This window comes from Kitasatospora sp. NPDC001159 (assembly GCF_053598235.1).
The window spans coordinates 28,538-40,653 of the sequence record NZ_JBSFJV010000052.1 but is presented as its reverse complement, the minus strand read 5'-3'; the positions used below and the strand labels follow the sequence as shown (position 1 = coordinate 40,653).

General features: G+C 68.9%; 6 protein-coding genes. All 6 read left to right on the top strand.

Going from position 1 to position 12,116, the window contains the following annotated elements; genetic code table 11:
• Positions 1-24: 24 nt before the first annotated feature.
• The 6 genes from rplL (at position 25) to ACWC9T_RS24685 (ending at position 12,044) form a co-directional block, all read left to right on the top strand.
• Positions 25-408: a 50S ribosomal protein L7/L12 gene (rplL, locus tag ACWC9T_RS24710; protein ID WP_449823222.1), complete on the top strand. Its 384-nt coding sequence runs from the start codon at positions 25-27 to the stop codon at positions 406-408.
• A 664-nt stretch (positions 409-1,072) separates the two neighbouring features.
• Positions 1,073-4,549, top strand: coding sequence for a DNA-directed RNA polymerase subunit beta (rpoB, locus tag ACWC9T_RS24705; protein WP_449823221.1), 3,477 nt, complete (start codon positions 1,073-1,075; stop codon positions 4,547-4,549).
• 99 nt (positions 4,550-4,648) lie between these two features.
• Positions 4,649-8,542, top strand: a complete 3,894-nt coding sequence (locus ACWC9T_RS24700) for a DNA-directed RNA polymerase subunit beta' (protein ID WP_449823220.1) — start codon at positions 4,649-4,651, stop codon at positions 8,540-8,542.
• 880 nt (positions 8,543-9,422) lie between these two features.
• Positions 9,423-10,097 (top strand): DUF4097 family beta strand repeat-containing protein, encoded by a 675-nt coding sequence (locus ACWC9T_RS24695; protein WP_449823219.1) that lies wholly within the window; start codon positions 9,423-9,425, stop codon positions 10,095-10,097.
• An 82-nt stretch (positions 10,098-10,179) separates the two neighbouring features.
• Positions 10,180-11,367, top strand: coding sequence for a sensor histidine kinase (locus ACWC9T_RS24690; RefSeq protein WP_449823218.1), 1,188 nt, complete (start codon positions 10,180-10,182; stop codon positions 11,365-11,367).
• Positions 11,364-12,044 (top strand): response regulator, encoded by a 681-nt coding sequence (locus tag ACWC9T_RS24685; RefSeq protein WP_449823217.1) that lies wholly within the window; start codon positions 11,364-11,366, stop codon positions 12,042-12,044. Before ACWC9T_RS24690 ends, ACWC9T_RS24685 begins: the two co-directional genes overlap by 4 nt.
• Positions 12,045-12,116: the final 72 nt, after the last annotated feature.

The following is a 12,116-nucleotide window of genomic DNA, read 5'->3' as shown; positions in this document are numbered from 1 at the left end:
CGATTTAGTGGAAGGACGCCAATCATGGCGAAGCTGACCCAGGACGAGCTGCTCGCGCAGTTCGAGGAGCTCACCCTCATCGAGCTCGCTGCCTTCGTGAAGGCCTTCGAGGAGAAGTTCGACGTCACCGCTGCCGCCCCGGTCGCCATGGCCGCCGCTGGCGTTGCCGGCCCGGCCGCCGAGGCCGTCGAGGAGCAGGACGAGTTCGACGTCATCCTCGAGTCCGCCGGCGACAAGAAGATCCAGGTCATCAAGGAGGTGCGCACCCTGACCTCCCTCGGCCTGAAGGAGGCCAAGGACCTCGTTGACACCGCTGGTGCCAAGGTCCTGGAGAAGGTTGCCAAGGACGTTGCCGAGAAGGCCAAGGCCGCCCTCGAGGGTGCCGGCGCCAAGGTCACCGTCAAGTGACTTCTCGCCCCCTCTGAGGGGGCCTGAGGCCGGGCCGATCACCCCTGCGGGTGGTCGGCCCGGCCTTTTCGCGTATCCGGAGGCCGTCCCGAACCACCGGTGTGGCCGAACGCCCACTCGGCACTGTCGGCGCCGAGGAGTATGGTGATCACCGTCATCGACGGTGGCCCCCACCACGGCTTCTGTAACGCCGGAGGGGTTCGGACCGATGAACGGGTCGAGGTCCGCCCCGCCGGCGGGCCCTTGACGAACCTGGCGCGGCGCGCGATTCTCAAGGCGCGAGTCCGCCCGGTTGGTTTGCGGCTGGATGCATAACCAGCGGCTCCGGCGGGAAGTGACTCCACGTGAGTTAGAGCAGTACCCGGTGGGCGCCCGCGTCCGCCGGCTACCGGGAGGAGTCTCCGATTCGGTTTCCGAATCAGAGCTGGACAGCAGTGTGGCCTTTGGCTACACTGTCCCTTTGCGCTGCCTGTTAGCTTCTCCGTGACTCGTCGCCCGGAGTTTGCGTTGCCCTGAAGGGGTCTGGCACCGCCTCCGCAACGCGGCTCTGACCTGGGGTTTCGACTCCGGCAGAGGCCAGTGGTGAGGGAGGCGGCACCTAGGCTCAAGCAGGCCCGGCTGGTACGCGCGTAGTGAGCTCCGAGCCCTCGGAAGGACCCCCCTCTTGGCCGCGCCGCGCAACGCCTCGAACAATTCCGCCGCATCCACCGCCCCGCTCCGCGTCTCCTTCGCGAAGATCAAGGAGCCCCTCGAGGTCCCGAACCTCCTGGCCCTGCAGACCGAGAGCTTTGACTGGCTGCTCGGCAACGCGGCCTGGAAGACCCGGGTCGAGGAGGCGCTGGAGTCTGGTCAGGACGTCCCCACCAAGTCCGGTCTGGAGGAGATCTTCGAGGAGATCTCCCCGATCGAGGACTTCAGCGGGTCGATGTCCCTGACCTTCCGCGACCACCGTTTCGAGCCGCCGAAGAACTCCATTGACGAGTGCAAGGACCGCGACTTCACGTACGCGGCTCCGCTCTTCGTCACGGCCGAGTTCACCAACAACGAGACCGGTGAGATCAAGTCTCAGACGGTCTTCATGGGCGATTTCCCGCTCATGACCCACAAGGGCACGTTCGTGATCAACGGCACCGAGCGTGTCGTCGTGTCGCAGCTGGTCCGCTCCCCGGGTGTGTACTTCGACTCCACCCTGGACAAGGTGTCCGACAAGGACATCTACTCCTGCAAGGTCATCCCCTCGCGTGGTGCCTGGCTGGAGATGGAGATCGACAAGCGCGACATGGTCGGCGTCCGCATCGACCGCAAGCGCAAGCAGTCCGTCACCGTGCTGCTCAAGGCTCTCGGCTGGACCAACGAGATGATTCTCGAGGAGTTCGGCGAGTACGAGTCGATGCGCAACACCCTGGAGAAGGACCACACCCAGGGCCAGGACGACGCGCTGCTGGACATCTACCGCAAGCTGCGTCCGGGCGAGCCGCCGACGCGCGAGGCCGCGCAGACGCTGCTGGAGAACCTGTACTTCAACCCGAAGCGCTACGACCTGGCCAAGGTCGGTCGCTACAAGCTCAACCGCAAGCTGGGCAACGCCGAGTCGCTGGACTCCGGCGTGCTCACCGAGCCCGACATCATCGGTGCGATCAAGTACCTGGTGAAGCTGCACGCCGGTGAGACCGAGTGGCGTGACGAGACCGGCCGCGACATCGTGGTCGAGGTCGACGACATCGACCACTTCGGCAACCGCCGCCTGCGCAACGTCGGCGAGCTCATCCAGAACCAGGTCCGTACGGGTCTCGCCCGTATGGAGCGCGTCGTGCGCGAGCGCATGACCACCCAGGACGTCGAGGCGATCACGCCGCAGACCCTGATCAACATCCGGCCGGTCGTCGCCTCCATCAAGGAGTTCTTCGGCACCAGCCAGCTGTCGCAGTTCATGGACCAGACGAACCCGCTGTCGGGCCTGACCCACAAGCGTCGTCTGTCCGCCCTCGGCCCCGGTGGTCTCTCCCGTGAGCGCGCCGGCTTCGAGGTCCGTGACGTGCACCCCTCGCACTACGGCCGCATGTGTCCGATCGAGACCCCGGAAGGCCCGAACATCGGTCTGATCGGGTCGCTGGCCTCGTACGGCCGGGTCAACGCCTTCGGCTTCATCGAGACCCCGTACCGCAAGGTCATCGAGGGTGTCGTCACCGAGCAGGTCGACTACCTCACGGCCGACGAGGAGGACCGCTACGTCATCGCGCAGGCCAACGCCCCGCTGACGGCGGAGCTGACCTTCGCCGAGCCGCGTGTCCTGGTCCGCCGCCGTGGTGGCGAGATCGACTACATCCCCGGCACCGAGATCGACTACATGGACGTCTCGCCGCGCCAGATGGTGTCGGTCGCGACCGCCATGATCCCGTTCCTCGAGCACGACGACGCCAACCGCGCGCTCATGGGCTCGAACATGATGCGCCAGGCGGTGCCGCTGCTGAAGAGCGAGGCTCCGCTGGTCGGCACCGGCATGGAGTACCGCTGCGCCGTCGACGCCGCGGACGTCATCACCGCCGAGAAGGCCGGTGTCGTCCAGGAGGTCTCGGCCGACTACGTCACCGTGGCCAACGACGACGGCACGTACACCACGTACCGCGCCGCCAAGTTCACCCGCTCCAACCAGGGCACCGCCTTCAACCAGAAGGTGCTCGTGGACGAGGGCGCCCGGGTCGAGTCCGGCCAGGTGCTGGCCGACGGCCCCTGCACCGACGCGGGCGAGATGGCCCTCGGCAAGAACCTGCTCGTGGCGTTCATGTCGTGGGAGGGTCACAACTACGAGGACGCGATCATCCTGTCGCAGCGCCTCGTGCAGGACGACGTCCTCTCCTCGATCCACATCGAGGAGCACGAGGTCGACGCCCGTGACACCAAGCTCGGCCCCGAGGAGATCACCCGGGACATCCCGAACGTCTCCGAGGAGGTCCTCGCGGACCTCGACGAGCGCGGCATCATCCGGATCGGCGCCGACGTCGTCACCGGCGACATCCTCGTCGGCAAGGTCACCCCGAAGGGCGAGACCGAGCTGACCCCCGAGGAGCGCCTGCTCCGCGCGATCTTCGGCGAGAAGGCCCGTGAGGTCCGCGACACCTCGCTGAAGGTCCCGCACGGTGAGTCCGGCAAGGTCATCGGCGTCCGCGTCTTCGACCGCGAGGAGGGCGACGAGCTTCCCCCGGGCGTGAACCAGCTGGTCCGCGTCTACGTGGCCCAGAAGCGCAAGATCACCAACGGTGACAAGCTCGCCGGCCGCCACGGCAACAAGGGTGTCATCTCCAAGATCCTCCCGGTCGAGGACATGCCCTTCCTGGAGGACGGCACCCCGGTCGACATCATCCTCAACCCGCTGGGTGTCCCGTCCCGAATGAACCCGGGACAGGTCCTGGAGATCCACCTCGGGTGGCTCGCCAAGCAGGGCTGGGACGTCTCCGGTCTCGCCGACGAGTGGGCCCAGCGTCTGCAGTCGATCGGCGCCGACCAGGTCGCCGGTGGCACCAACCTCGCCACCCCGGTCTTCGACGGCGCCCGCGAGGACGAGATCACCGGCCTGCTGGACAACACCACCCTCACCCGTGACGGTGAGCGCCTGGTGAACTCCACCGGCAAGGCCCGGCTGTTCGACGGCCGCTCCGGCGAGCCGTTCCCGATGCCGGTCTCGGTCGGCTACATGTACATCCTCAAGCTGCACCACCTGGTCGACGACAAGCTGCACGCCCGTTCGACCGGTCCGTACTCGATGATCACCCAGCAGCCGCTCGGTGGTAAGGCGCAGTTCGGTGGTCAGCGCTTCGGTGAGATGGAGGTGTGGGCCCTGGAGGCGTACGGCGCTGCGTACGCGCTGCAGGAGCTGCTCACCATCAAGTCCGACGACGTCCTCGGCCGAGTCAAGGTCTACGAGGCCATCGTCAAGGGCGAGAACATCCCCGAGCCCGGCATTCCCGAGTCCTTCAAGGTTCTCATCAAGGAAATGCAGTCGCTCTGCCTCAACGTGGAGGTGCTGTCCTCGGACGGCCAGTCCATCGAGATGCGGGACTCCGACGAGGACGTGTTCCGCGCCGCCGAGGAGCTCGGCATCGACCTGTCCCGGCGCGAGCCGAGCAGCGTCGAAGAGGTCTGACGGAGGTCGGGCCGGCTGCCCCGAGCAGCCGGCCCACCCCCAGGCCCCCCTCAGACCACAGATAAGACTCTCGAATTACGAAAGAGGGCTTGACGACCAGTGCTTGACGTCAACTTCTTCGACGAGCTCCGCATCGGCCTGGCCACCGCCGACGACATCCGCCAGTGGTCGCACGGCGAGGTCAAGAAGCCGGAGACCATCAACTACCGCACCCTGAAGCCCGAAAAGGACGGCCTCTTCTGCGAGAAGATCTTCGGCCCCACCCGGGACTGGGAGTGCTACTGCGGTAAGTACAAGCGCGTCCGCTTCAAGGGCATCATCTGCGAGCGCTGCGGCGTCGAGGTGACCCGCGCCAAGGTGCGCCGTGAGCGGATGGGCCACATCGAGCTGGCCGCCCCGGTCACCCACATCTGGTACTTCAAGGGTGTGCCGTCCCGCCTCGGCTACCTGCTCGACCTGGCGCCGAAGGACCTCGAGAAGGTCATCTACTTCGCCGCCTACATGATCACCTGGGTCGACGACGAGCGCCGCCAGCGCGACCTGCCGTCCCTGGAGGCGCACGTCTCCGTCGAGCGCCAGCAGATCGAGAACCGTCGCGACTCCGACCTCGAAGCCCGCGCCAAGAAGGCCGAGACCGACCTGGCCGAGCTGGAGGCCGAGGGCGCCAAGGCCGACGTGCGCCGCAAGGTGCGCGAGAGCGCCGAGCGCGAGATGAAGCAGCTGCGCGACCGCGCGCAGCGCGAGCTCGACCGCCTCGACGAGGTGTGGGCCCGCTTCAAGAACCTCAAGGTCCAGGACCTGGAGGGCGACGAGCTGCTCTACCGCGAGCTGCGCGACCGTTTCGGCACCTACTTCTCCGGCTCGATGGGCGCGGCGGCCCTCAAGGACCGCCTGGAGACCTTCGACCTGGCCGAAGAGGCCGAGCGCCTGCGCGAGATCATCCGCACCGGCAAGGGGCAGAAGAAGACCCGTGCGCTGAAGCGCCTCAAGGTCGTCTCCGCGTTCCTGCAGACCAGCAACAAGCCGAACGGCATGGTGCTGGACTGCGTCCCGGTCATCCCGCCGGACCTGCGTCCGATGGTGCAGCTGGACGGTGGCCGCTTCGCGACCTCCGACCTGAACGACCTGTACCGCCGCGTCATCAACCGCAACAACCGCCTGAAGCGCCTGCTCGACCTCGGTGCCCCCGAGATCATCGTGAACAACGAGAAGCGCATGCTCCAGGAGGCCGTCGACGCGCTGTTCGACAACGGCCGCCGCGGCCGTCCGGTCACCGGCCCCGGCAACCGCCCGCTGAAGTCCCTCAGCGACATGCTGAAGGGCAAGCAGGGCCGTTTCCGCCAGAACCTGCTCGGCAAGCGAGTCGACTACTCGGCCCGTTCGGTCATCGTCGTCGGCCCGCAGCTCAAGCTGCACCAGTGCGGTCTGCCGAAGGCCATGGCGCTGGAGCTCTTCAAGCCGTTCGTGATGAAGCGCCTGGTCGACCTGAACCACGCGCAGAACATCAAGTCGGCCAAGCGCATGGTCGAGCGTGCCCGCCCGGTCGTGTGGGACGTGCTCGAAGAGGTCATCGCCGAGCACCCGGTCCTGCTGAACCGTGCGCCCACCCTGCACCGCCTCGGCATCCAGGCCTTCGAGCCGCAGCTGGTCGAGGGCAAGGCCATCCAGATCCACCCGCTCGTCTGCACCGCGTTCAACGCGGACTTCGACGGTGACCAGATGGCCGTCCACCTGCCGCTCTCCGCGGAGGCGCAGGCCGAGGCCCGCATCCTGATGCTGTCCTCGAACAACATCCTGAAGCCGGCCGACGGTCGCCCCGTCACCATGCCGACCCAGGACATGGTGCTCGGTCTGTTCTTCCTGACCTCGGACCGCGACAACGTGAAGGGCGCCGGCCGCTCCTTCTCGTCGACCGCCGAGGCGATCATGGCCTTCGACGCCCGCGACCTGGACGTCCAGGCCCCGATCGAGCTGCGCCTCGGCGCCGGCACCGTCCCGCCGCGCGGCTGGACCGCCCCGGTGGACGAGGACGGTCAGCCGACCTGGTTCGAGGGCGAGCCCTTCCGCCTGACCACCACCCTGGGTCGCGCGCTCTTCAACGAGCTGCTGCCCGAGGACTACCCGTTCGTCGACTACGAGGTGGGCAAGAAGCAGCTCTCCGCGATCGTCAACGACCTGGCGGAGCGCTACCCGAAGGTCGTCGTCGCGGCGACCCTGGACAACCTGAAGGCGGCCGGCTTCCACTGGTCGACCCGTTCGGGTGTCACCGTCTCGATCTCGGACGTCATCGTCCCGCCGAGCAAGCCCCAGATCCTGGAGGGCTTCGAGGCGAAGGCGGAGAAGGTCCAGAAGCAGTACGAGCGCGGTCTGATCACCAACGACGAGCGCAAGCAGGAGCTCGTCGGCATCTGGACCCAGGCGACCAACGAGGTCGCGGACGCCATGGCCGCGAACTTCCCGAAGACGAACCCCATCTTCATGATGGTCGACTCGGGTGCTCGTGGAAACATGATGCAGATGCGTCAGATCGCCGGTATGCGTGGTCTGGTGTCGAACGCCAAGAACGAGACCATCCCGCGGCCCATCAAGGCGTCGTTCCGTGAGGGTCTCACCGTGCTGGAGTACTTCATCTCCACCCACGGTGCCCGTAAGGGTCTGGCCGACACCGCCCTCCGTACCGCCGACTCCGGCTACCTCACCCGTCGTCTGGTCGACGTCTCCCAGGACGTCATCATTCGCGAGGAGGACTGCGGCACCGAGCGCGGCCTGAAGCTGTCGATCGGCTCCGTGGGCGCCGACGGCGTGCTGCGCAAGGCCGACGACGTCGAGACCAGCGTGTACGCCCGCATGCTCGCCGAGGACATCACCGTCGACGGCAAGCTGCTGGCCACCGCCAACACCGACCTCGGTGACGTGCTGATCGACGAGCTGATCCGCCACGGCGTGTCCGAGGTCAAGGTCCGCTCGATCCTGACCTGTGAGTCGGCCGTCGGCACCTGCGCCATGTGCTACGGGCGTTCGCTGGCCACCGGCAAGCTGGTCGACATCGGTGAGGCGGTCGGCATCATCGCCGCCCAGTCCATCGGTGAGCCCGGTACCCAGCTGACCATGCGTACCTTCCACACCGGTGGTGTGGCCGGTGACGACATCACCCAGGGTCTGCCGCGTGTCGTCGAGCTCTTCGAGGCCCGTACCCCCAAGGGTGTGGCTCCGATCTCGGAGGCCACCGGCCGGGCGCGGATCGAGGACACCGAGAAGACCCGCAAGATCGTCATCACGCCGGACGACGGCAGCGACGAGATCGCCTACCCGGTCTCGAAGCGTGTGAAGCTGCTGGTCAGCGAGGGCGAGGCGGTCGAGGTCGGCCAGAAGCTGACCATGGGTGCCACCAACCCGCACGACGTCCTGCGCATCATGGGCCAGCGTGCCGTCCAGGTCCACCTGGTCGCCGAGGTCCAGAAGGTCTACAACTCGCAGGGCGTGTCGATCCACGACAAGCACATCGAGATCATCATCCGGCAGATGCTCCGCCGCGTGACGATCATCGAGTCGGGCGACGCCGAGCTGCTGCCGGGCGAGCTGGTCGAGCGCGGCCGCTTCGAGCAGGAGAACCGTCGTGTGGTCTCCGAGGGCGGTCACCCCGCCTCCGGCCGTCCGCAGCTGATGGGTATCACCAAGGCCTCGCTGGCCACCGAGTCCTGGCTGTCGGCCGCCTCCTTCCAGGAGACGACCCGGGTCCTCACCGACGCGGCGATCCACGCCAAGTCGGACCCGCTGCTGGGCCTCAAGGAGAACGTCATCCTCGGTAAGCTCATCCCGGCCGGTACGGGTCTGCCCCGCTACCGCAACATCCGGGTCGAGCCGACCGAGGAGGCCAAGGCCGCGATGTACTCGGCCGTCGGCTACGACGACTACGACCTGTCGCCCTTCGGCGCCGGCTCCGGCCAGGCGGTTCCGCTGGATGACTACGACTACGGCCCGTACACCGGCTGAGTCACCTCTTCGGCCGGCGACGGCCACTGATCGCCAGGGCGGTCACCCCTCACGGGGTGGCCGCCCTGCGGCGTTTCCGGCTGCCGGGCCTGCTCCAGGGCCTGTCTAGCGGGCGGCGGTGGCCGCCGCGCGCCAGTCCTCCGGGCGGCGGATCCGGGTGTGGGTGCCGTCCCGCCCCAGTACGCATCCCCGCCGGGATGCTGCGGCGGGACGGTCGGGTACTGCGGCGGCGGAGTAATGGCAGGACAGTTACGGCGACCGGTCCACTCGGCTCGGGTTCAGGACTCTCGGCGTACCACCCCAGCAACAGCGGTCGGTCGGTGGCGACGGCGGTGTCCTCCGTGCGCTGCGCGGCGGTGAGCCCTGGCCACATTCGGGTGGAACCGGAGAGCCAGCTGACCACGGCGGCCAGGGCCTGGGCGCCTTCGGTGGAGAGCAGCAGCAGTTCGGTGGCCTCCACCAACCCGAGTGCTTGGTAGCGGTGCGAGCAGTGCGCTGCGGTCGGCTTGGTCCAGCCTGGCCAGGAAGGGTACGCGGTCGTCGAGGCCGTGGCCGGTCGTGGGTCCGGGGCCGCCGGACGGCGTGTTGGCCATGCCTGATCAGCCCTCGCTGCGTTCGCGTCGGCAGGGGTGGGCGCGGGTGGTTGAGCGCGGGCAAACAAGCTACTCGCGAACCGGCCGTGCCGTCGGGGAATCCGCGAATTCCCCTCCGGTCCCGCCTCCTGACGACGCTTCGGCTGGCAGCCCTGCTGGATGAAGCCCCTCGACCTCCCCCTCACGGGGGAGCCGCGGGAACCGCTCCGGCGAGGGAGGTGGCGGAGGGGGTCGCCGCGGGAGGCTTCTCGGTGTCGGGATGGCGGGGCTTGCGAAGGGGGCCGGAGATGAAGCGGGTGCTGGGCGCGATGGCGATCACGGCGGGGGTGCTGGTCGGGATGTCGGGCTGTCTGCCGATCGGGGACGACCAGGAGCACCGGACGGTCAGCTACGGGGTGGCCGAGCAGGTCAAGGAGCTGGTGGTCGAGGGACAGAACGGCGGCGTGGTGGTGACCGGCGGCGGCGACGCGGTGCACGTGGTCGAGAACCAGAACTACAAGGGGGACCCGCCGAAGAGCACCCACGAGGTGAAGGACGGCGTGCTCCGGCTGACGTACGACTGCGACTCCTGCGGGGTCGGGTACACCGTGCGGGTGCCGGCCGGGACCAAGGTGCGGGTCAAGGAGGGCAACGGCGGCATCAAGTTGTCCGGGCTGGCCGCTGAGGCGGAGGCCGACGTGAAGAACGGCGGGGTCGAGGCCAGTGGGCTGACCTCCCCGCAGGTGCGGCTGACCGCGGTGAACGGGGGCGTGCGGGCCGACTTCGCCAGCGCGCCCTCGAAGGTGGAGGCCACGACCTTGAACGGCGGGGTGAAGCTGAAGGTGCCGTCCGGGGAGGCGTACACGGTGAACGCGCAGGCCACGACGGGCGGGACGGACGTGAGCATTCCCTCCCAGCCGGGCGCGGCGCACAGCATCACCGCGCGGGCGGAGACCGGCGGTGTGACGGTCAGCGGTGCCTGACCGGGCGGTGCCGGAGGTTCTGCCGGTAGGGCATGATCTTCTCCGCGGGGGCGGGCCCCCCGGGTGCGGGGGAGGGGCGACGGTGGAGCGCGTGGCGCGCTGGCGGACATGGACGACCGGGCTGAGCCCGTATGTGCCGGACACCTTCCTGGCGGTCTGCTCGGCCGCGGTGGCGGTGTGGTCGGTCTACAACGACGACACGGCCCGCCCGTGGTGGGTCTACCTCCTCGCGGTGGCGACCTCGCTGCCGCTGCCCTGGCGGCGCCGGGCGCCGTTGACGGTGCTGGCGCTGGCGAGCCTGCCGTCCTTGGTGATCTCACTCGTGGCGCACTCGGCGAATCCGCAGGTGCCGCTGTCCGGGGTGATCGGCTTCTACACGGTGGCGGAGCGCTCCTCGGACCGGGTGCGCTGGAGCGTCCTGGCGGTCGTGATGGCCGGCAACGTGCTCGGCACCCACTCGCCGAACGGCGCACTGTTCGGTCTGGTCACCTCGATCGGCACCTTCGTCTTCGGCTCCCTGGTGCGCGCCCAGCGGCAGTTGGCCCGGGTGCAGGCGGAGCGGGCGCGGGAGGCCGGTGAGCGGGCGGCCAGCGAGTCGGCGCGGGCGGTCGCGGAGGAGCGGGCCCGGATCGCCCGGGAGATGCACGACATCCTGGCTCACGCCGTGTCATTGATGGTCATTCAGGCCGAGGCCGGGCCGCTGGTGGTGCGCAGCAATCCGGACCGGGCGATCCGCGCCTTCGACACCATCGCCGACTCGGGTCGCGATGCGATGGTCCAACTGCGTCGCGTGCTCGGTGTGCTGAAGGATCCGGAGGCCGGGCGGGAACTGGCGCCGCAGCCCAGGCTGGCCGAACTCGCCGAGGTGGCGGAGCGGGTGCGCCGGGCCGGCCTGGAGGTGGAGTTCGAACTCGCCGACGGGCTGGGCGCGGTGCCCGCCGACGTGGAGGCGGCGGCGTACCGAATCGTGCAGGAGGCGCTGACCAACACCGTCAAGCACTCCGGGGCCGACCGGGCCGCGATCCGGGTGCGGCGCGCCGGTGACGTGCTGGAGGTCCAGGTCTCCGACAACGGGCACGGCGTGCCGCTGGCGGCCGACCGTACGGTGGCGGTTTGGTCCGGCGGGCGCGGGCTGGTCGGCATCCGCGAGCGGGCGACGGCCTGCGGCGGCCGGGCCGAGGCCGGTCCGGGGCCGGAGGGCAAGGGTTTCCTGGTGAGTGTCCGGCTGCCGCTGGGGCCGACGGGCGTGGTGGAGAGGGTGGGCGGATGACGTCGATACGGGTGGTGGTCGCGGACGACCAGGAGCTGGTGCGGGCCGGGTTCGGGATGATCCTGGACGCGCAGCCGGACATCGAGGTGGTGGCCGAGGCGTGCGACGGCGCCGAGGCGGTCGAGGCGGTGCGCGCGCACCACCCGGACGTGTTGCTGCTGGACGTCCGGATGCCGGTGATGGACGGGCTGGAGGCGGCCCGCCGGGTGTGCGCCGAGTTCCCGTCCACCAAGGTGATCATGCTGACCACCTTCGACATCGACGACTACGTCTTCGACGCCCTGTACGCGGGCGCCAGCGGCTTCCTGCTCAAGGACGTCCGCCGGGACGACCTGGCGCACGGGGTGCGGATGGTCGCCTCGGGGGAGGCGCTGCTCGCGCCCTCGGTGACCAAGCGGCTGATCGGCGAGTTCGCCGCCCGCCGGCCGGGGGCGCCGGAGCGGGCGGTGCGGCCGCCGTCCAAGCTGCTGGAGCAGCTGACCCTGCGCGAGCAGGAGACGCTGCGGTTGATCGCGCGCGGGCTGTCCAACGCGGAGATCGCGGCCGAGCTGGTGGTCAGCGAGCACACGGTGAAGACGCACGTCAGCAATGTGCTGAGCAAGCTCGGGCTGCGCGACCGGGTGCACGCGGTGGTGTTCGCGTACGAGGCCGGGGCGGTGGTGGCGGGGGAGGCCTGAGCGGCTCGCTACGGGCGGGGCCTGACCGACTCCCCCTGCGGGGGAGGCCGGGAGTTCGCCGGTGCGGGTGAT